Consider the following 21,740-nt stretch of genomic DNA (forward strand, 5'->3'; position numbering starts at 1 on the left):
AGCATATGTAAACATTGTGCTCCCGTCAAGTCCGCCCGCTTCCTTCGCGGCTTCTGCCTATTCCCGAAGCCGCGAGCAAGAGCCAGGAGAACAAAATGATGACGGCCGTCCACGCCCAGGCAAGCTGACTCTCGCCATTGCTTACCGCCACGTAGATCGCCGTGGGCAGCGTTTGCGTAACGCCCGGAATATTGCCAGCAACCATCCAGGTTGCGCCAAATTCGCCTAATCCCCTGGCAAAAGCAAGAATGAACGCTGAAATCGCCGCCCTGCGGACGAGCGGCAGCGTAATCCAGCGAAGTACCTGCCATTCCCCGGCTCCAGCCGAGCGCGCAGAATCCTCAAGCTCCGGATCCACGGATTCGAAGCCAACCCGCATGCTCTGATATACAAGCGGAAATGAAACCACAATGGCCGCAATCACCGCAGCCCCCCAGCTAAAAATAATGGGCTTGGCAAAAAGCCACTCTGCGGCGGCACCGATCCAGCTATTTCTCCCCAATAAGACCAGCAAAAGAAAGCCAACCACCGTGGGTGGGAGCACAAGCGGAAGCATCAGTACCGTTTCCACCGCTGTCTTGCCAACAAACGAGCGCCGGGCCATCCAGCGTGCTGCCGTTGATCCCAGTATAAATGCAATGATGCTGGACAGCAGTGAGGTTTTTATCGACAGCCATACCGGCATCCAGAACACTTCCGCTTCGGTCACGGCGACTCCCCCACAACCTCGAATCCAGCCGTTGTGAAGATCTCCCTAACCTCGGGAGTTTTCATAAATTCTAGGAGCTCTTTGGCCTCCTGCGGATGCTTGGCATCTGTTAGAACCGCCCCCGGATACTCGATTGGTTGGTGCATGTCCGGATCCACCTCAAGCGCCAGCACGGCCTTGGCGGAATTCTTCAGATCGGTTTTGTATACAAAACCGGCATCCGCATTCCCCGACTCCACATAAGCCAGCACCGCTGTAACGTCCTTGGCATATACGGCCTTGGACTCAAGATCCTCCCATAAACCTTCATGCTGGAGAGTCTCCTTGGCGTATTCGCCGGCTGGTACCGTGTCCGGCTGTCCAATAGCCAGAACACGAATGTCCGGTTTGAGCAGATCCGTTAGCTGCTTGATGTTTTTATTACCCGCAGGGACTACCAGTACAAGCGAATTCCGAAACATCAACTGAACAGCTTCGGATTTCACAATTCCCTTCTCAACCAATCGCTCCATGGGCTCTGCCGCTGCGGATACGAATAAATCGACAGGCGCCCCCTGCTCCATTTGCTGACCCAGAGCGCCGGAACCGCCAAAATTGTAACGCAGTGTAACATTCGGATGCTCTGCTTCAAACCGTTGTCCTGCCTCTTCCAAGCTAGCTTTGAGACTTGCTGCTGCAGAGATGATGACCTCGACCTTCTTCTCATCCCCTGTGGGCTCTGGAGATGCTTCCTTGGAAGGAGTCTGACTCGAGCTGCATGCCGACAAGAAGAGCATGACCCCGAGCAGAACCCAGGTTATGCATGCTTTTCCTCCGATTATGGTTCTACCGCTCATGGCTAGGAGACCACCGCCACCCCAAACAGATGACCAAGGCTCTTCATCTCAAGCTCTTCCAGCTTGGTTAGTGCACGTTCGTGATCAACATTCAAAAGGCATAAATCCAGCTCACATTCCATTGGAACCTCACAATGGATTTCGGCCAAAGCCCGGGACAGATGCAGCATTTCCAAATCGGCTTCAATCTTGGTCCGGACCCCTTTTGCCAGCGATTCCAGATTCTCAAGTATCCCTTCAACAGATTCATACTCCTGAATCAGCTTGAGGGCTGTTTTCTCGCCAATTCCGCGTACACCAGGGTAATTGTCGCTGGTATCTCCCATAAGTCCCTTTACATCGATGACCTGTCTTGGTGTAAGACCTTTTTCAGCATAAAGCGTTTCCGGTGTATAGTGCATGTAATTGCCATGACCCTTTTTCATGATAATAACGGAAGTCGAATCGCTTACGAGCTGCAGCAAATCGTGGTCACCCGACAGGATCATGACATTCATATGATCACTGTATCGTCTGGCCAACGTTCCGATACAATCATCGGCTTCATAACCCACGACACCCAGGTTCGGAATTCCGAGGCATTCTGTCACATCACGAACTAGCGAGAACTGAGGGATCAGATCATCCGGTGCCTCCGGACGATTCCCTTTGTATGAGGCGAACTGCTCTGTACGGAACGTTTTCGAGCCCATATCCCAGCAGCATGCTACATGGGTTGGCTGAAATTTATCGATAGCATCCCACATATACCGCAAGAAGCCATAAATCGCGTTGGTTGGAATTCCTGCCTTGGTACGGCGGATATAACCGCTGGAGGCAGTTGCATAGTACGCTCGAAACAATAAAGCCATCCCGTCTACAAGCAGTAAGGATGGTTGTTGATTGGGTATCACGGTAATGATCGCTCCTAACTTTAACTTCTCGGTATTTCTTTAAAATACACCCTGCCATTATACCATATCCATGTAAGGACTTGGGCTTGCCACAGGGATTTCTTTGAATTTCCTGTCACAGACCATTCACAGCTTCACAGCACCCAGTCACCCCTCCATACTGCGGATTAACTATGGCCCCACTCTTGTAAAATAAATGAAAAAGCGTCCCCTGGGCCAATGACCGCAAGGACGCTCCGCTTTTCACTCTTTTGACGACGAATCCGGCACCGGGTGCAGTCCATCGGACGCGACTCTACTTCTGCCATGCCTCCTGATATAACTCCGGTTTAAACCCGACGGTAACCTTTCTCCCGTCAGTAACGATTGGACGCTTAATCAGCCTTCCATTTGCGGACAACAGTTCGATCTTCTCCTCATCGGAAAGATCCGGCAGCTTGTCCTTCAGGTTCATTTCCTTATACACTTCCCCGCTCGTATTGAAAAATTTCTTCAACTCCAGGCCGCTCTTCGCGATCAGATCAGCTAATTCTTCATTCTCCGGGGGTTGTTCAAAAATATTCTGAAGCTCCAGCTCGTGCCCCTCATTCTGCAGCCATTTCACAGCGTTACGACATGTTCCGCATTTCGGGTACTGATATACTTTCAGTTGGCTCATACGTTAAGTTCTCCTTCGTTGTTATGATGTATTGAAGCGCCCTCCGGGGTTTCTTCTTGTGCAAGACCTGCCTTAAGGGACTTCATATCTTCTGGCAGCGGTGCACTGAACACCATGGTTCTTCCCTCAATCGGGTGAACCAGCGTCAGGCTTGCTGCGTGCAGCGCCTGCCTGCCAATGCTGCTGTCCAGCTCTTGAATTGAGGCAGCTTCCAGCTCTGTGCGGGGGACGACCCCATTTAAAGCTGCCTCCGGTGCAATCGTTTGGACCTGGTCATTTCTCTGTACCCGTGTGTCATAAACCGGATGTCGATACATCCGGTCTCCAATTAAGGGACATCCTATGCTCAGCATGTGTACCCGAATTTGATGTGTCCTTCCCGTCTCCAGCTTCAACTCAACCATGGAGGCGGACTTAAAGGTTTCGCACACCTTGTACCGTGTAAGAGAAGGGTATCCTCCAGGTGTGACGATCCGGCGATGCGGCTCTAGAGGATCCCGATCAATCGGCCCCTCAATATCACCGGACCGTGAAGCTGGCGTGCCATGAACAAGCGCAATATACCTCTTGTCTACGGTGCCAGCTATCATCTGTTCTGAGACATGCTGGTGCACATAGGGATTCTTGGCAACAACCAGCACGCCTGAAGTCTCCTGATCCAGCCTGTGAACAGCCCGGAACCGATAATTCCAGCCCTGCTCCAGCCAATAGTGAACAACTCCGTTTGCCAATGTATCCGTGTAATGTCCCTTTGTGGGATGAACAATGATCCCAGCAGGTTTGTTCAGCACGAGCAAATGCCCGTCCTCATACAGAATATCCAGCTCCATCGGCTGAGGCAGCATGTCGTCTGATCGCTCCTGCTCCATACGAATCTCAATTATATCGCCGGTCTGCACTTTAGCACTTATATATACGCGGGTTCCGTTCAGCATAATGCCCTGCTCCGTCAACTTGAGACGAGAAATCAGCTTGCGGGATACCCCCATTCGTTTTTGCATAATAGTCTTGAGCAGCATGCCATCTTCACGTTCAGACACGACATAGCTGATTGGCGGATAATACAAATCCATGGATTAACGGAACACCTTCCCGCTGCGCTCATATTCAACATCCTTGATTCCTGAAAACGCGTTGGCTGCCCGTGCAGTGACAAAGAAATAATCGGATAACCGGTTCAGGTAGCGGCGGACCTCCGGGTTGATCTCGGTGGTTCGCTGCAGCGTAACGGTCAGCCGCTCAGCACGGCGGCATACCGTGCGGCATACATGAAGCGAAGATGACAGCGCACTTCCACCCGGTAATATAAAGCGTTCGAGCGGTGGATTTTTTTCTTCAAATGCATCAAGCCAGGTCTCCAGATTATCGACAAGCTCTGCACTTACCTTAAGCTTATCCTCGCGAGGTCTCGCATACGCCAGGTCGGACCCGCAATCAAACAGTTCGTGCTGAATTCGCATAAGCTGAAGATACAGCTCATCAAAATCCACCTCCTGCGCCAGAAAGACGGCCTGGCCAACAAAACTGTTTAATTCATCTATGGTGCCGTAAGCTTCGATACGTGGATCATCCTTGGGCACCCGGCCGCCAATAATCGAGGTCTCTCCGGCATCTCCTGTTCTTGTGTAAACCTTCATCACATCTTCCTCCATTCAGCATTCTATCACTTCAACGAACACTTGGTTCCCCTATTTATGCTCCACTATAGCATAATTCGGATAGCGCTCCCACTGTAAACCGTCTGCACAAGTCCCTCCATCATTTCAGGAGAGTATTCTCATATCACTTAGAGAAGAATCATATACAAACAAGGCTGCTCCTTGAGGGATCTTCACTCAGGAACAGCCTTGTTTTATTTGATGACTATAGTTCATTTATAGTTTCTTTTTGGGATGAGCTTTCATATATTCATTGATCTTCAAATCCAGCAAACTGCTGATTTCGATAACGATCTCCGAGGTAAAGGACTGCTCTTCCAAAAAAATCTGTTCCATCTTCCGGCGAAGCATGTGAATTTCGTCTTCCAAGGTAATTTCCTGAGGAGTGGATTTGGCTGATTTAATTGACCATTTACCGTGATTATTGTCTTCAGCCGTAAAGTCACCACGGTAGTTTGACAATTCATAATCACAAAACACTGGTGATCCCTCCTTGGAAAGTAAAATTCTGCCCCCAAAATAAAATTATAACATATTTTCTACTGATGAAAAGTGAAATTTTTGTTAATTCAAGGAAATTGTTCAACGATTTCCTTGTCTATTTTATTTTTTCCACAAAATTGCCCATTCTCTCGATGGCTTCATTCAGTTGGGCAATGGATGTAGCATAGGAACAGCGAATAAATCCCTCACCGCCCAGACCGAAAGCAGTACCGGGCACAGCAGCCACTTTTGCATCCGTCAACAATCGCTGAGCGAACTCATCCGAGGACAGGCCGGTTCCCTTAATGCTTGGGAATGCATAGAATGCTCCTTGGGGTTCATGACAATCGAGACCAATCTCACGCAGCCCCTGAACAACGAGCCGGCGCCGCTGGTTATACGATTCAACCATTCGATCCTTCTCCCCCAAGCCATTACGCAATGCTTCCAGCGCAGCGACTTGCCCCATGGCTGGTGCGCACATCACCGTATATTGGTGAATCTTCAGCATGGCGGCAATGAGATCCGTATGAGCGCACACATACCCCATACGCCAGCCCGTCATAGCAAATGCCTTCGAGAAGCCGCTCACCAATATGGTGCGGTCCATCATGCCCGGCATAGAAGCAAAGCTGACATGCTTGCCTTCGTACGTAAGCTCAGCATAAATTTCATCGGAGATCACAATCAAATCGTGCTTTTCCACGACTTCCGCAATAGGAAGCCAATCCTCATAGGTCATGATCGCCCCTGTCGGATTGCTCGGATAACATAGAATCAGGATCTTGGATTTGGGTGTGATTTGCGCTTCCAGCGCCTCTGCCGTCAGCTTAAATTGATGTTCGGCCGTGGTTTCAATGCCAACCGGCACCCCGCCGCCGATTGAAGCAATCGGCGAGTATGAGATGTAGCAAGGCTCGGGAATGAGGATTTCATCGCCGGGAACAATCAAGGCACGCAGGGCCAGATCGATCGCTTCACTGCCGCCTACGGTAACGATGATTTCATTAGCCGGATTGTAAGTGACTTGGAAGCTGTCATTCAGATACTCCGCAATGGCCTCCCGCAGCTCGGGCATACCGGCATTTGATGTATACCCTGTAAAGCCTCTCTCCAGAGAGTATACGCAAGCTTCCCTTACATGCCACGGTGTTACAAAATCAGGCTCGCCAACTCCAAGCGTAATAATATCTTTATTTCCGCTGACAAGATCGAAAAATTTTCGAATTCCGGATGGTTGAATATCCCTGACACTTGGCGCCAAATAGGAGCTCATCGATTTCCTGTTATTTTCTGCAAGCTGCTGTTCGTTCAAAATCATAGCACACGCTTCCTTTACGGCGAGATCAGGAGACGATTGTCTTCTTGACGTTCTTCAAAAATAATCCCGTCTTGTTTATATTTTTTCAAAATGAAATTCGTTTTGGTCGATAATACCGAATCAATAGGCGACAGTTTCTCAGAAACAAAATTAGCCACTTCACGCAAACTCGCGCCTTCCACCTCGACCAGCAGATCGTAGGCTCCAGACATAAGATAGACCGATTTCACTTGAGGAAACAAATAAATCCGTTCTGCAATTCCTTCAAAGCCTCTGCCGCGCTCAGGTGTAATTTGAACCTCGATCAGCGCCGTTACCTTCTCGTCCTCAACCTTGCCCCAATTGACAACGGTCGCATACTTAACGATCACGTGATCTCGTTCAAGCTCCGCAATGGAGGTCTTTACTTCTTCCTCATCTACACCCAGAAGAGTAGAGAGCAGAGCTGGCGATCTTCTCGCGTCCTCTTTCAGCAGGTCAAGCACCTTCAGTTTCAATTCGCTTAGCTCTTCCATATACGTATCCTCCAGCACTTATTCCGAATAACCGTTCATAATCCATCCTCAGGTTCTTCGGAACAGAGATTAATACTTATATTACAATAACTTACACGGGATGTGCAAAAGAAAAAAACCGATGCATGCCTGCAGCGGGTGCTGCGAATGCGATCGGCTTCATAGTTGAGTTAGCAATGGAATAGTGGGTTACATATAAGATGTAGGCGGTACGTTTGTTGCATGGCTGGCAACATTGGGACTATGTGAGAAAGTACCCATGCCTGCAGTCTTCTGATTAATGGTATCATGGGCCTTCTGTATGGACTGCTGTGCTTGCTTATGCTGCTTGTCCACATCATATTTCAATGCGTATGGGCCCGACGTATACATGTTCTGCTGCTTCATCATCGTATAAAACTCACCCTGAAGCTTCAGCGTATCTGCGGTTAAATCCGTAAACATCTGACGGACAACAGGACAGGAGGACTCTGTCGTTGCTGTCGTGTACTCTCGAACGGTCCGTTTCAGCTCGCCCAGGATAGGGTCCAGCATATCTTGTTCCGGCAGGAATGAAGATCCGTTTGTTGTTGCCATAGGTAGTTCCTCCTTTAACAATTTAACTTCTTCGCTACAAAGGGCATCACTTATTGAGGTTGGGTCGGTGCGACTTGGATGTGGCTCTGCAGAGAGTTCACCAAAGTATCCAGATGCTGTTCATGCCGGCTTACGAATCCAAGGAGCGCTTGCTGAATGGCCGGATTCTGACTGGCTGCCGCTGTTGCAGCGCAATGCTTGGCCAGCATCGTCTCGTTGGAGATGCAGTCCGCAATATAATCCAATTCTTTAGAGGTTAGAGGCTGTAATTGTTGATTCGGTGTCATACGGTTATTTCCCCTTTCCATTTAGATTGCACAGGAACTAGTATGCCACCTTTACAGAAATCTATGTTGTAAGCTGTCATGAAAAATACAGAATGAACGTCCAAATTAAAATGGTTGTGATAATGAGGAGGTATAGGGTCATGTTGCTGACAGGCGGAACAACACCATGGAAGTTTTTAAATACCGAACCCGTAAAGAAATACCCTCCACTTACCGAGCAGATGAAGTGTGAAGTTCTCGTCATTGGCGGAGGCATTAGTGGTGCACTAATGGCCTACGTCCTGAACAAGCAGGGCGTGGACACCATTCTGCTGGAAAAAAGACGCGTCTGTGGAGGCAGCACCTCTGCCAATACGGGGCTATTGCAATTTTCCAACGATTGTACCCTGACGGATCTGATTCGTCAGTTCGATGACCATCGCGGCACTTCCTTCTACAAAATGTGCAGCCATGCGGTTCGCAGGCTTACCGATATCGCAAACAGCCTCTCCAGAGACTCCGGCCTGATTCCCCGGAGCAGCCTCTATTATGCCAGTACTCCCCAAGACGTCGGCATGCTTCGGCATGAATATGATCTGCTGAAACGAAGAGGCTTTGACGTGGAGTATTGGAACCGCGATGATATAAAGGCTCATTTTCCATTTTCGAAAGAAGCAGCCATCTATACGCATGGTGACGCCGAAGTAGATCCCTACCGCCTCGGACATCATCTTCTGCAGGATGCCAGTCAGGATGGGCTTCGGATATACGAAAACAGTGAAGTGACGGATACCCGGTACACGGACAGCGACGTCACCGTAATTACAGATCAGGGGAGCGTTCTGGCCCAAAAAGTAATCTGGGCCACAGGGTATACTATTCAGGAATGGAAACCGGATCATAACGCTGAACTGCTAAACACCTACGCCATTCTCACGGAACCTGTCGCCGATCTGTCCTCATGGCATGAACGATCTTTCTTGTGGGAAACGAATCGCCCCTATCTCTATTTCCGCACAACGCCGGATCAGCGGATCATTGCCGGGGGCTTGGACGAAGCGCTTCCTCCTTCAGGTAAGCCTGAAGAGTACGCCGAGGTCAGAGGCCGGAGGCTATTGGACGAGATACAGCAGCTTTTTCCCCATCTGGCTGACTTAAGAATTGCCTGCAGCTGGGCTGGTGTGTTCGCCTCAACCAAGGATGGCATTCCCCTGATTGGCAAGCACCCCAAATATCCGCACAGTTACTTTATCGAGGTGTACGGAGGCAATGGAACGGTTTACAGCATGATTGCTGCCGATTTGCTGGCTGAGACGATTGCCGGTCGTGAGCCCGAGGAATTGAAATGGTTCTCCTTAACACGTCCGATTGACCTGAAGATAATTTAGAATAAAGAGGGTAACTCCATTTAGGGCCTGCCAGCGTGCCCTGGAGATACCCTCTTCGCATGTGTAATGTGGTGGCGTGGTTCATGAAGTGTGCCGTTCTGGATTCCCACACCCTCATCCCTGATCAAGCGATCAGGTTACTTGTTCCTTGGAAGGGAATAACCTCCGCATGAACAGCCATGATCCGATCGGGGATGCCCCCAGGAACAGCAAGAGTAGTGTTATGGTTAAGGTGTCCTGCTTGATCGACAACACCAGAATAAATACCAGCAGCCCCGTAATTCTGCCCAGGGTCAGACTGAGCTCCCGCAGTACAACCAGTTCCACCCGCTTCTCCACATTTTCTTGATTCAATCCCATCAGATCAAAGCTAACCGATATGGCCGGCATCATATACAGCGGAATAAACAAGGAGGTACCGATTCCAAGGACCAGCAGCGTAGTATAATTAACGGCCAGTAATAACGGCAGAATAACCAGCAGCATGAGTACGGCCCCCACCAGCATACCGATTTTGCGGAATTGAGGCTTGAACCATTTGCCGCAGGCCCAATAACTCACCAACGAGACCGCAGAAGTGATCAATGCGAATTGACCCAGCTTGGATTCCTGATCCGTAGCCACGAACACAAGCAATGTGATGAGAAAGGAAAATACGCCTTCCCGCATTCCCTGTACAGCCAAGCCCCAAACCGCATATTTCCACACACCGCCCTCCTTCAAGCGTCTCAGGCCTTCCAGCCAATTATAGTCATTCTGTACAGGCCTTTTTCGCAGAAAAAAGCTAAGCACTACAGCCGCCGCGAATATGACCAACGACACGGTAAAAATAAGTCGATAGCCCTCGTCCCCGTGCATCCATGTGATCACCCAGCCTGCCAACCATGGTCCTATGATTCCTGTCACAGAGCCAAGAAGTCCGATCCAGCCATTAAACCAATCCCGATTCTCTGCATTCGATATCTCGAAATAAACCACATTGAAGGCCAGCCAGAATAAGCCCAGGGATACGCCGAACAGCAGGCCAAGAGGCCAGATATAATGGACCGCATCCCGGCCTGCCCACAGCACGCATAGATAAAATAATCCGGACACCGCAATCCCCAGACGAAGTGCGTTCATTTTGTTATGTTCCTTCACCCACTTGCCTGCTGCCCAGAATGTCAGGCCCAATGCGACCTGCTGGGCAATAGTAAACCATCCGAGCATGGTGTAATCCTGACGGCTCTTCCAGAGGTAAACATTGAGGAATGTACCCGACAATGCACTCGATAGAATAAACAAACCATGAACCGATAGCAGAAGCATGGCCTGGGGGTCCTTTGTCAACTTCATATACAGTTCCCTCCCTTGCTCTCGTACTTGAAGTCCAGGGTATTTTACCCTTCACTCCTCCACTTCATGAACAAAAAAAAGGAAACTGCAGCATGCAGTTCCCTTGAATTGCCGTGAGACGCCAAACAGCGCCTATTCACAGACTCTATTCCTTTTTATGGATAAAGCTCTTAATCATCCGAAGTCGGTCGTTCTCGGCCAGGTTGTACTGTACATGGAAGCATCCTGGGCATACGTATACGTTCAATTCATATGGCGGCTGCAGAATAGGTCCACGGATCAAAGCCGCGTTAACCGGCTGGAAGCCTTCCCCGCTCACGTGCTGGGTACCTGCATGGAGCATGTATTCTCTGCAATGCAAACACTCCGGTACTTCATCTTGTTCATCCAGGATCGCTTCCACGGTCTCCTCGAATGCAAACAAATCATGATCCTCCCCGTATTTATCCACAGTTCGCAGCGATGACAACGATTCGTTCTCCGACCCCCATATACGCTGAAGATCAACAGCTTCCTCCTCGGTTGCTTCATAATCCTCATCCAGTTCCTCTTGATCGGCTTCTGCATCCTCGCCTTCCAATGCTATATTCAATGTACGGTAGCCCTTCAGTTCGTTAGCACAGTGAGGACAGGTTTCCTCTGGACCAATCTCCTCATCCCATACAATCTCACTTTGGCACCATGGACAAACCGTCGGTTCCATAGGTATTCATTCCTTTCTTATTCAAACGGCCTTGCAGGCCCTGTATAGTTGTTTTTATTGAGACATTAAGTATACAATACCTGACACAAAAAAAATCAAAGCGGCCGCAAACAATATCCGCGGTAAATATTTCATCGTCCTTTTCCTCCCGAAGCTCTTAAGTGATACTCGCTCCAATAATGTAAGATAAAGATACGGTGATAAGAAGTACGATCAAACCTACTGCGCGATTATCCTTGCCAATCTCTTCATCAACCGAGAAAACCGGCGTCAAGAATTCAAGCAGCAGATAAGCCAATAACAGCAGGATAAACCCAAAGAACGACCATTTAATCATGCCGTAAATGGACGTATTGGCCGTGATGCTATACCGCATAACGTTGCATATACCAAAGACTTTACCGCCGGTCACCATCGCTGCAGCTACGTTTCCCTTGCGTATTTCATCCCAGCAATTGTACTTCGTAACCAGTTCAAAGCAATACAAGTAAACGATAAGTGCCAGTATCGCAACCGAGAAATAGCCGATTAGCACACCCAGCGGATGGGTCAGCAAATGATCAATCGCTTCCGTCATTACCCTATGTTCCTCCCCGATATAAACGGGATGCGGCACCTTTCGCATCCCGTTGTTCTAAACCCAGATGATATGTTATACGAACTGAAGGAGAAAACGGTTCCTGATTTCTGGCTTCCTTTATTTCAACTCGGCAATCGTTACGCCATTGCCGCCTTCGCCGTAATTGCCCAAACGATGGCTCTTCACATGTTTATGCTTACGCAGATAATCCTGGATTCCGGTCCGCAAAATACCGGTTCCCTTGCCATGGATGATGGAAATCTGACCAAGGTTACCGAGAAAAGCCTCATCAATAAAACGATCAACCTCGATCAGCGCTTCTTCCAGGTTCGCTCCTCTTAGATCCAGTTCATTGCGAATGTTGGCATCACGAGTCCGCTTCAGGATCGTCGCATGCTGTTTCGGTGCTTGCTTGGCATTCGCCGCCGGATTCGACAATAACTCCAGATCATCCAGGGCGACCTTCATCTTCATAATGCCAAGCTGTACGACCGCTTCCTTGGAGCCAGTCATTTCCACAACATGGCCCTTCTGATTCAGGCTGAATACCCGAACCTCGTCGCCAGGTTCGATACTGCGCTGCTGCTTAGCCGAGCGCTGGCCTCCTGTTTTCTTGCCCTGCTGCGGCTCGGCATCATCCAGACGTTTTCTAGCCGCAATCAGCTTATGCTCTTTAACAGAAGCCCCTTCCTCCAGAGCAATCTTGCGCAGATCCGAAATGATCTCCTCCGCCTCGCTTCGCGCCTTATCCACGATCTGTCTCGCTTCCATGCGAGCTTTATCAACGAGTTTGTCCTTCTGCTCTTCCAGCTTCTGAAGCTCGTGCTCATGACGGACACGCAGTTCCTCCATTTCCTTGCGGACCTGCTCTGCCTTCTCACGCTCCATTTCAGCAGTGTGCCGATTCTCTTCAAGGGAAGCAATCATATGCTCCACCCGTTGATCTTCTTCCTTCACTTCACCGCGGGCAAACTCAAGAATGGATCCTGGCAGACCGAGACGTTCTGCAATAGCAAACGCATTACTGCGTCCAGGCACACCAACCAGAAGCCGGTAAGTCGGACTTAGGGTGTTGATATCGAACTCCATGCTGGCGTTAATAACGCCTTTGCGTTCGTAGGCATAAGCCTTGAGCTCTGAATAGTGCGTGGTCGCAATCATTCGGCAGCCCATGCGGTGGATATGCTCCAGAATGGAAATCGCGAGGGCGGAGCCCTCAGCCGGATCCGTACCTGCTCCTACTTCATCAAGGAGCACCAGACTCTTCTGCGTCATCTGACCCAGTATCCGGATAATATTGGTCATATGGCTCGAGAAGGTACTAAGGCTCTGCTCAATGCTCTGCTCGTCGCCAATATCCGCATAAATCGCATCGAATACACACATCTGGCTGCCTTCCTCGGCAGGAATAAACAGTCCGGACATCGCCATCAGGTTTAGCAAACCGATTGTTTTGAGTGTGACCGTCTTACCGCCGGTATTCGGACCCGTGACAATGATGGACGTATAGGTATTACCCAATTCCACATCAAGCGGTACAACCTGGTCCATCGGAATAAGCGGATGTCGGCCCTTGCGCAGCTTAATGTACCCTCTGTCATTCATTCGCGGCAGAGACGCCCTCATCACATGAGCCAAACGTGCCTTGGCAAATATAAAATCAAGCTGTCCGATCAAATCCAAGTCCATGGACAGCAAATCAGCCTGCTCACCCACCTGGGCAGTCAGCTTCTGCAGAATCACTTCGATCTCCCGCTCTTCCCGCATCCGGGTCTCGCGAAGCTTGTTATTCATGGCCACAATGGACTCCGGCTCGATAAACAGCGTGGCACCCGATCCTGACTGATCATGTACGATTCCGCCGAAATGCGACCGGTATTCCGCTTTAACGGGTATGACAAAACGATCCCCGCGAATCGTAATCAGCTGGTCCTGCAGCATCTTGGCCACCGATTGCGAACGAATCATGGATTCGAGCTTCTCCCGAATCCGGACCTCCCCGCCCCGAAGCTCACGGCGGATCTGCGAAAGCTCTGCACTCGCCGAATCCAGAACCTCAGCCGCATCGTCAATGCAGAGCCGAATCGCATCCTCCAGCGGCTTCTGCTCCGAGATAAGATCGCTAAGATTAAACAGAATTTCAATCTGCTCATCCTCATGAAGGGCCGCGATAAACCGCTTGATACGGCGTGACCCGTGAATCGTGTTCGATGTGGCTAACAATTCGTGGGGGCTCAACGTGCCTCCAATTCTCGCGCGTTTCAAGGCATCGTTAATATCCGTTATACCGCGGAAAGATGGATTACCCTTGAGCCGGTCTACCGTATATGCCTGATCGGTTGCCGCCAGCAGATCCTTTACAGCTTCCAGCTCAGTTTCAGGCTTTAACGCCTCGGCCCTCAAATTCCCCATGGATGTTTGCGTGTATTGTGTTAATGTATTTAAAATTTTCCGGTATTCTAAAGTTTGCAAAATCTTGTCGTTCAAGAAGTTCACAACTCCTCTCAATCAATGCCTATATTATATCGAATGCCGAGGGAATTCGCCATGGAATCCAAAAACCTTCCACACATAACCTGCGGCCCTATTGAACAAAATAAATTCTGCGTAACATTCCAGTCTTATTCTAAGGAGGCAGGTACCATGCAATTTCTCGGGCATGTCGTTCGATTTATCGTTGCCGCGCTCGTTCTTATGGTTGTCGGATGGATTGTCCCTCAATTCTCCGTCGGCGGATTCGGAAGTGCCCTGTTGCTTGCACTCGTCATCGCCCTCTTCGGCTGGGCTATCGAGGGCATCTTCGGCAAAAAAGTCACGCCGTTTGGACGCGGAATCGTGGGCTTCCTTGTCAGTGCGCTTGTGATTTACCTCGCTCAGTTCATTGTCGGGGGCGTCACCGTCTCCATACTGGGTGCGCTGCTTGCAGCACTGGTCATCGGGATCATCGATCTGTTCATTCCGATTTCCACACCGTATGAAGCAGGCAAAAGCCACAAGGAATAAGAGGCAAAGTCATCCGACTCTGTTGGAGGTCTGTTCCTCAGTCCCTTATTCCTGAATGAATCGTTTCCTGCGGCTCATTCCACTACATCTCCCACAACAACCCCCTGTTGCTTATATGAACAGGGGGTTGTCCATTATGGCCGCAGAAGTCCTTATCTCCCTATACTCAGGCTTCCCCTACATTATATCGTAATCCATAACCTTCGTTGCAAACGCTTCACGTTCACTAATTTTTCATAACACCGCTGTGCATAATCTCTTTTTCTGCGCTATGATAAAGATTGGAAAAAATAAATTCACCATTATTTCATAGTCAGGAGAGATTATAGTGAAAAAAGGCATAGCACTACTTGTTTCATGTATGCTCCTTTTTGTATTGGCTGCTTGCGGCCAAGATCAGGAGGCAACCCAAGGAAATTCCGGAATTTCGGATACCGGCGTGGCGCCTGAAGCAGAGCTCGTTATAAAGGGATCCAACTTCCAATTCGACCAGGAAGAATATCATCTGAAAAAGGGCGTGCCCGTGAAAATTTCTTACGAGAATGAAGACGGCAACCACGGCGTCATGATTCCGGCGCTTGGCCTTCAGCTTGACCGCAACAATAACAGCAAAGTTGTTACACCCGACAAAGCTGGAGAATTTGAAGTTTCCTGCTCCATTATGTGCGGAGCCGGTCACAGCAAAATGATCTCCAAAATCATCATTGAAGAATAGAGCATCCTAATAAAACCTCCGGATCGCCAGAGTTGCCTCTGCTGATTCGGAGGTTTTTTCAGGTTCAAATCTTCACCATGGCCTAACGCTGATCCTGCTCAATCAACTCGATCCACTCGTTATATTCAACTTGGAGCTTAGCATACTCTTCCTTTAATTTACGATGTTCTTCTTCAAGCAGCGCTGACTGCTCCGCCTTCAGTTCCTGTTCTGCCTGCAGCAGCTGGTATTGATGCATGACCAGTTCGTACTGCTCACCAAGATCGGAATACTGCTGCGTGGCTTCACTCTTCTCGCCTTCCAGACGTTCACAGGCTTGACGTGCAGAGGCAATTTCCTGCTGCCAGGACTGGAGCTCTTCTTCAAGAGAGAGCTGCGTGCGTCTCCACTCATCCCGCTCTGCAGCCAGCTTCTCACGGTCAGCGGCAAGCTGCTCCCGCTCCTCCATCCATTGCTGGTATTGGTTCTGCCAGTGCGCGGCTCGCTCCTCCGAATCTCTTAACTGCTCTGCAAGCTCACGTCCATGCTCTTCACTTGCAGCCGCTTTTTTGCGAAGCTCCTCGAGCTGATTCGACACTGTATCGTATTCTTCTTCCAGCATAGCGTACAGTTTGCTTGTCTCTTCCTCTCGAATCCCCGCTTCCTCGCTGAGTTTCTCCAGCTCTTCATAGCGAAGCTGCAGCTCCTTCAGTTCCTCTTGAGCCGTTCTGCGCTCGGAAATAGACCGGTCAGCCTCATCCTTCATGACGTGGATTTCATCCTGAAGCCCCTTCATTCCTTCTTCCAGGCTCTCGTTCGCTTCCATCAGCTCAACAATTCTCATCTCCAGCTCGCCTGTTTCCTCTTTACGCTGATCAGCCAGGGTACGCCAGGATTGAAGCTCACCGCTAAGACGCTGCAGCTCTTCCTGCTGCTTGCGTGAAGTCTGATTCGCATCCACCACTAACTTCTGGAGACGGCGACGCTCTTCCTCCGATTTGCCGGATTCCTGCTTCAGTCCCTCAAGCTCCTTCGCGAGTCCTTCCGCCTTCGTCCGGAAGGATCGCAATTCCTGCTGAGAGGCATCCCCTTGCTGTTTGGACAGCTGCAGCTCTTCCTTCAGTTTCACGGATTCCGCTTTAGCGGCAGTCAGTTCCTTCTCCGTGGTCGACAATCGCGACTGCAGCTGCCCTCCGCGATTGCGCTGCTCCGAGAGCTGCTTCTCCAGATCCTGAACGGTTGCTCCGTGCCGCTGCTCTAACTCCTGCGCACTTTTCGCGTGCTCCTGCTTCAGATCCTGCATAGACTTCGTATACTTCTGTTCCCAATCCTGAACGGTCTTCGAGTGCTGCTGCTCCTTCTGGAGCACCTCTTGTTTATGGGAGCTCTCCAGCTTCTTCAAGTGTTCAGCCTGCTTCTCTTCGGCCTGTTTCACTGCTGCCCGATGAGTCTGCTCCAACTTATCCAGCGCTTGCTTGTGAGTGCCCGTCAACTGCGAAATTTGCCCTTCATAACGGCGTTTCATATCTTCAATCGCCTGCTTATGACCGCCCTCCAGCTTCTCCCGCTGTTCCTTAAGACGTGCTTCAAGCTGCTGCTTCTCCTTCAGCAGCTCCTCCACCCGGCTCGATTCCTTCTGGAGCAGCTCCTTGGTTCGCTCTGACTCACTCGTTAAATTCTCAGTGGAAATTCTGTACTTCTCAGCTAAGGAAGACTGCTCCGCCAGCCTTTGCTCCAGCTGTTCCAGCTGCTGCCGGTGTCTTTCCTGTTGCTCGATTTGAAGCCCTTGCACCTTGGCAAGCTCCGTACGCAGTTCATTGCGCTCGGCCGTCATCTGTTTGGCTTCATTCTGATACTCCAGCTTCTGTAAAGCTTCTTCAGCCATATGTACTGCGGCCAGGACGGCAATGCGCGGGGTATCGAGCCTGGAATGTGCCTTGGATATGGTGCGCATGCGGTCATCCACATAGTTCGCTACCTGTCTAGTGTAATCACTGCTATTGCCAACAAGTTTATAGGAAGTTCCGTAGATGTCTACGGTAACGCTTTTACGGTCCGGTGTAGTCACAGTTGTGCCCTCCTTCTATTATGTGTAGATTCTATGATGTCTGAAATGGTCTATCCTCTTTCTTCATTATATATGAGATAACATCTGGAGACGAACCTCAAGAAAACAGACCGAAGTTTGGTATATGATAACACAGTTTTGTGCTTATAATTATGTACCCTGCGGGCATCCTGATGCAAATCCCAGTTCCATTTAGAGCAAAAAAGCCCGCATCGAATCTCTGATGTAATGGATTCGATGCGGGCGTTCACAATTCCTGCTATTTTCTTAATTCTGCGCCAAAAGTTTGCTGAAGCGCTGAGACTGCTTTTTCGGTAACCTCGGCAACCTCTTCGTCCGTCAACGTCCGTTCCTGATGACGATACGTCAAGGAGATGGCAACACTCTTCTTGCCTTCCCCAAGCTTGCTGCCGGTGAAGACATCAAACACCTGAATTTGCTGCAGCAGCTCGCCTGCATTCTCCTTGATGACTTGAATCAGGGAGCCGGCTTCAACCTGCTCATCGACCACGATGGCAAGATCGCGCTCCATTCCCGGGAATCTAGGCAGATCGCGATAAGCGACGCGGGCATTGGTCAAATCATACAACGGCTCAAGCAGGATTTCGGCAGCATAGGTATCTTCCAAATCCAGCTCTTGCTGCGTCTTCGGATGAATTTGTCCCAGTACACCAAGCAGCTGCTGGTTCTCGCCTTGACCCGTATATACGGAAGCGGAGCGTCCAGGATGGAATCCTTCCGGGCTATTTGCCACGTAAGTGATGTCCTCAACGCGTATGCCAAGGTATTCAAGCACCGTCTCAAGCGCCCCCTTCAGATCGAAGAAGTCCACTTTGGCAGGCTGTACATTCCACTGCTTGTTTCCTTTGCGGCCTGTCATGAGCAAGCCGAGAACCGGACGCTCCAGCGGCTGCTTCGTCAGCGTCTCCTCTAACGTATGGAACAAGTTCCCTATTTCAAACAGGGCCAGATCCGGCTGTTTGCGGTTATGGTTATACACAGCGATATCCAGCAGCTGTGGCAGCAGGCTGGTGCGAAGCACGCTGCGGTCCTCACTCATCGGCATGGCAAGCTTAACTGCCGTACCTTCTGACGCAAGAGAAGTAAACATTTCCGCTTGCTGCGGATGAATGAATGAATACCCCAGAACCTCCTGGAAGCCGCTATGTGTCAGCAGCCGGCGAAGCGAGCGGCGAATAGCCTGCGCTTTTGTCAAGGAGCCCGGTGTTGTCGGACCTTCAATCGCCGTTGTCGGAATGTTGTCGTATCCATACAAGCGGGCAACCTCTTCAATCAAGTCCACATCCAGCACGATATCGCCGCGGCGGGACGGCACCTGAACATCCACCAATCCTTGGCCTGCATCACCGCTCGGGAAATGCAATCTCGAGAAAATGGTTTTCACCTCAAGCAGAGACAGCTCCGTGCCCAGATAACGGTTGAGCTTCTCCAGCGACAACGTGATAACGGTCGGCTCGGCATGAGCGCTGCCTGCCTCGACAATCCCCTGATGTACGGCACCGTCGGCATATTTCGCCATCAACGCCGCTGCACGGTTCAGCGCAGGAATAACCGCCGCTGGATCCACTTCCTTCTCGAAGCGCGAGCTTGCTTCCGAACGCAAGCCGAGCTGACGGGATGTTTTGCGAACGGTACCGCCATCGAATTTAGCCGATTCGAGGAGAATATTCACCGTACCGTCCGTTACTTCGGAGTCCAGGCCGCCCATAACGCCTGCCAGAGCTACAGGTTTTCCACCGGCTGTAATAACCAGCATATGCGGCTCCAGACGACGCTCTGCTCCGTCCAGCGTTACCATCGTTTCACCGGCTTCAGCCATTCGTACATGAACCGCGCCGTCCTTCAAGTGGTCCGCATCAAAAGCATGCAGCGGCTGGCCATATTCAAGCATGACATAGTTTGTAATATCCACGATATTGTTGATCGGCCGCACGCCCGCTGCCATCAATCGGTTCTGCATCCACAGTGGGGAAGGCGCGATTCTTACTCCGGTAATATAGCGCGCAGCATAATGGCTGCACTGCTCAGCTGCACCGATTGTAACCGAGATATGATCCGCAGCTGTATCATGAACTTCCATCACTTCTTTCTCAGGGTTTGGAAGGCTCAGTTCACGTCCCAGAATAGCACTCACTTCATATGCTGCGCCCAGCATACTCAGGCAATCGGAACGGTTCGGCGTCAGATCCAGCTCCAGAATCTCATCGTTCAGACCCAGCACGTCCACTATCGGCTTACCGATCTCGGTTTCAGCCGGAAGAACGAGAATCCCTTCCTGCAGCTCCTTGGGCAGCAGCTTGTCGTTCATGCCAAGCTCCTTGGCCGAACAGATCATACCTTGGGAAAGAACACCGCGCAGCTTGGCTTTCTTGATATCCATGCCGCCGGGAAGCTTCGCGCCTACAAGCGCTACGGGCACTTTCTGGCCGGCATCCACATTTTTTGCTCCGCAAACGATCTGGATATCTTCCTCCTGACCGGCATCCACGATGCACACATTCAGCTTATCTGCATCAGGATGCTTCTCCTTACTCTTGACGTAGCCTACGACAACTTTGTTAATGCCCTGATTCCGTTTCTCGATCACATCGATTTCAATACCGGCTGATGTAATACGGCTCGCTAAATCCTCCGAGGTCACACCTTCGAGCGAAATATAATCGGACAACCAATCGGTTGATACTCTCATTGTCTGTTCACTTCCCTTTATCGTTTAAATTAAATCCGCGTGAATTGATTCAAGAATGCTGCATCGTTGTTGAAGAAATGACGGATATCATCCACACCGTATTTCAGCATGGCAATGCGCTCAACGCCCATACCGAATGCAAATCCGCTGTACTTCTCAGAGTCATAGCCGCCCATCTCAAGCACCTTCGGATGAACCATTCCGCAGCCTAAAATCTCAAGCCAGCCCGTTTGCTTGCATACGCGACAGCCGCTGCCCCCGCATTTCACGCAGGATACATCCACTTCCGCGCTCGGCTCGGTGAAAGGAAAGAAGCTTGGACGCAGTCGAATCTGCGTGTTATCGCCGAACATCTCCTGCACGAATTGCAGCAGCGTTCCTTTCAAGTCACTCATGCGAATGTTCTCACCGATCACCAGTCCCTCGATTTGATGGAACTGGAATGAATGGGTCGCGTCATCGTCGTCCCGGCGGAATACGCGTCCCGGGCAGATGATTTTGACAGGCGCCTTCCCTTGCATTGACAGCATCGTCCGGGCTTGCACCGGGGATGTCTGCGTACGCATCAGCAAATCCTCCGTCAAATAGAAGGAATCCTGCATGTCGCGCGCCGGATGATTCTTCGGCAGATTCAATGCCTCGAAGTTGAAGTAGTCCGTCTCCACCTCCGGACCTTCCGCTACGCGGTAGCCCATGCCGATGAAAATATCCTCGATATCCTGAATGACCTTGCTGAGCGGATGAACCGCGCCTTGGGTGAGCTTGCGTCCCGGAAGGGTTACATCCACCTTCTCCGCACGCAGACGCTCTTCGGTTTCCTGCTGCTGGAAGGCCTCCTGCTTGCTGGAGATGACTTCCTCAATCGCACCGCGCACATCGTTGGCCACCTGGCCAATGACAGGACGCTCCTCTGCGCTCAGCGCGCCCATTCCGCGCAGTATTTCAGTCAGGGCACCTTTTTTGCCAAGGTATTTCACCCGTAAATCGTTCAGCTGCTGCGGATCGTTGACATCCTGCAATTGCGCCAATGCTTCCTGCTTCAATGCTTCTAATTTTTCCTTCATGGCTATTCGCACACCCCTTTGTAAACTCCATCATTGTACTGAAAACAAAAAAGGCCTCTCCTCCCGAAAAGGGACGAAGAGACCGTGGTACCACCCTTGTTAACATGCCATCCTATCCTTGCCAAGACCATTGTACCCTTGGATTGGATATGGCTTATCATGCTCACTTGACCGACGTAACGAATCGGACCCGTTATCCCCTACTGACCGGCAGCATGCCGTGTTCAAGGAACTGCTCCGGAGCGAACTTCGCCAGCCTGATTCTTTGAGAGACACTCTC

Annotated in this window: 21 protein-coding genes; 3 read left to right on the forward strand and 18 right to left on the reverse strand. The window is 50.5% G+C overall.

The window, feature by feature from the left end; all coding sequences use genetic code 11:
• Window positions 1-25 precede the first annotated feature (25 nt).
• From modB to M2277_RS05075, 11 genes are all read right to left on the reverse strand, one after another.
• Complete coding sequence (gene modB, locus M2277_RS05025; RefSeq protein WP_006212212.1) at window positions 26-709, reverse strand: molybdate ABC transporter permease subunit; 684 nt, start codon at window positions 707-709, stop codon at window positions 26-28.
• On the reverse strand, window positions 706-1,545 hold the full coding sequence (gene modA, locus M2277_RS05030) for a molybdate ABC transporter substrate-binding protein (protein WP_006212213.1): 840 nt from the start codon (window positions 1,543-1,545) through the stop codon (window positions 706-708). Before modA ends, modB begins: the two co-directional genes overlap by 4 nt.
• 2 nt (window positions 1,546-1,547) lie before the next feature.
• Window positions 1,548-2,396, reverse strand: coding sequence for a 5'-3' exonuclease (locus M2277_RS05035; protein ID WP_152826688.1), 849 nt, complete (start codon window positions 2,394-2,396; stop codon window positions 1,548-1,550).
• 337 nt (window positions 2,397-2,733) lie between these two features.
• On the reverse strand, window positions 2,734-3,096 hold the full coding sequence (locus M2277_RS05040; protein ID WP_063480427.1) for an arsenate reductase family protein: 363 nt from the start codon (window positions 3,094-3,096) through the stop codon (window positions 2,734-2,736).
• Entirely contained in the window at window positions 3,093-4,169 is a 1,077-nt protein-coding gene (locus tag M2277_RS05045) for an RluA family pseudouridine synthase (RefSeq protein WP_006212215.1), read from the reverse strand. Before M2277_RS05045 ends, M2277_RS05040 begins: the two co-directional genes overlap by 4 nt.
• A gap of 3 nt (window positions 4,170-4,172) precedes the next feature.
• Window positions 4,173-4,733, reverse strand: coding sequence for a cob(I)yrinic acid a,c-diamide adenosyltransferase (locus M2277_RS05050; protein WP_006212216.1), 561 nt, complete (start codon window positions 4,731-4,733; stop codon window positions 4,173-4,175).
• A gap of 237 nt (window positions 4,734-4,970) precedes the next feature.
• Entirely contained in the window at window positions 4,971-5,234 is a 264-nt protein-coding gene (locus M2277_RS05055) for an aspartyl-phosphate phosphatase Spo0E family protein (protein WP_006212217.1), read from the reverse strand.
• A 118-nt stretch (window positions 5,235-5,352) separates the two neighbouring features.
• Window positions 5,353-6,558, reverse strand: coding sequence for an aminotransferase class I/II-fold pyridoxal phosphate-dependent enzyme (locus tag M2277_RS05060; RefSeq protein ID WP_063480428.1), 1,206 nt, complete (start codon window positions 6,556-6,558; stop codon window positions 5,353-5,355).
• A 14-nt stretch (window positions 6,559-6,572) separates the two neighbouring features.
• A complete protein-coding gene (locus M2277_RS05065) occupies window positions 6,573-7,073 on the reverse strand; it encodes an Lrp/AsnC family transcriptional regulator (protein WP_006212218.1) in 501 nt (166 codons plus the stop codon).
• A 189-nt stretch (window positions 7,074-7,262) separates the two neighbouring features.
• Complete coding sequence (locus tag M2277_RS05070; RefSeq protein ID WP_006212219.1) at window positions 7,263-7,649, reverse strand: spore coat protein; 387 nt, start codon at window positions 7,647-7,649, stop codon at window positions 7,263-7,265.
• A gap of 50 nt (window positions 7,650-7,699) precedes the next feature.
• Window positions 7,700-7,936, reverse strand: coding sequence for a hypothetical protein (locus M2277_RS05075; RefSeq protein WP_006212220.1), 237 nt, complete (start codon window positions 7,934-7,936; stop codon window positions 7,700-7,702).
• Window positions 7,937-8,076: 140 nt separating this feature from the next.
• Between M2277_RS05075 and M2277_RS05080 the strand changes: the two genes are divergently transcribed.
• Window positions 8,077-9,303 carry an NAD(P)/FAD-dependent oxidoreductase gene (locus tag M2277_RS05080; protein ID WP_280754284.1) on the forward strand — a complete coding sequence of 409 codons (1,227 nt, stop codon included), beginning with the start codon at window positions 8,077-8,079 and terminating at the stop codon, window positions 9,301-9,303.
• A gap of 132 nt (window positions 9,304-9,435) precedes the next feature.
• Here M2277_RS05080 and M2277_RS05085 read toward each other — a convergent pair whose 3' ends face one another.
• The 4 genes from M2277_RS05085 to M2277_RS05100 all read right to left on the reverse strand — a co-directional run bounded on the left by M2277_RS05085 (window position 9,436) and on the right by M2277_RS05100 (window position 14,408).
• Entirely contained in the window at window positions 9,436-10,638 is a 1,203-nt protein-coding gene (locus tag M2277_RS05085; protein ID WP_006212222.1) for an MFS transporter, read from the reverse strand.
• A 145-nt stretch (window positions 10,639-10,783) separates the two neighbouring features.
• Window positions 10,784-11,341, reverse strand: a complete 558-nt coding sequence (locus M2277_RS05090; protein WP_006212223.1) for a hypothetical protein — start codon at window positions 11,339-11,341, stop codon at window positions 10,784-10,786.
• A 157-nt stretch (window positions 11,342-11,498) separates the two neighbouring features.
• Window positions 11,499-11,918, reverse strand: coding sequence for a DUF350 domain-containing protein (locus tag M2277_RS05095; protein WP_006212224.1), 420 nt, complete (start codon window positions 11,916-11,918; stop codon window positions 11,499-11,501).
• Window positions 11,919-12,038: 120 nt separating this feature from the next.
• Entirely contained in the window at window positions 12,039-14,408 is a 2,370-nt protein-coding gene (locus tag M2277_RS05100; RefSeq protein WP_006212226.1) for an endonuclease MutS2, read from the reverse strand.
• Between the two features lie 156 nt (window positions 14,409-14,564).
• Here M2277_RS05100 and M2277_RS05105 point away from each other — a divergent pair, with 156 nt between their 5' ends.
• Together M2277_RS05105 and M2277_RS05110 are read left to right on the forward strand one after the other, a co-directional pair.
• Window positions 14,565-14,924: a phage holin family protein gene (locus M2277_RS05105; RefSeq protein ID WP_006212227.1), complete on the forward strand. Its 360-nt coding sequence runs from the start codon at window positions 14,565-14,567 to the stop codon at window positions 14,922-14,924.
• 328 nt (window positions 14,925-15,252) lie between these two features.
• Complete coding sequence (locus M2277_RS05110; protein ID WP_006212228.1) at window positions 15,253-15,639, forward strand: cytochrome c oxidase subunit II; 387 nt, start codon at window positions 15,253-15,255, stop codon at window positions 15,637-15,639.
• Between the two features lie 82 nt (window positions 15,640-15,721).
• Here the strand turns inward: M2277_RS05110 and zapA are convergent, their stop codons facing one another.
• The 3 genes from zapA to pheS form a co-directional block, all read right to left on the reverse strand.
• Entirely contained in the window at window positions 15,722-17,686 is a 1,965-nt protein-coding gene (gene zapA / locus M2277_RS05115; protein WP_280754285.1) for a cell division protein ZapA, read from the reverse strand.
• Window positions 17,687-17,945: 259 nt separating this feature from the next.
• On the reverse strand, window positions 17,946-20,396 hold the full coding sequence (gene pheT, locus M2277_RS05120; RefSeq protein WP_280754286.1) for a phenylalanine--tRNA ligase subunit beta: 2,451 nt from the start codon (window positions 20,394-20,396) through the stop codon (window positions 17,946-17,948).
• Between the two features lie 29 nt (window positions 20,397-20,425).
• The gene (pheS, locus tag M2277_RS05125) at window positions 20,426-21,460 is read right to left on the reverse strand and encodes a phenylalanine--tRNA ligase subunit alpha (protein ID WP_006212231.1); all 1,035 of its coding nucleotides are present in this window, start codon (window positions 21,458-21,460) and stop codon (window positions 20,426-20,428) included.
• Window positions 21,461-21,740: the final 280 nt, after the last annotated feature.

This window comes from Paenibacillus sp. LBL (assembly GCF_029893715.1).
Lineage (GTDB): Bacteria > Bacillota > Bacilli > Paenibacillales > Paenibacillaceae > Paenibacillus_AQ > Paenibacillus_AQ glucanolyticus.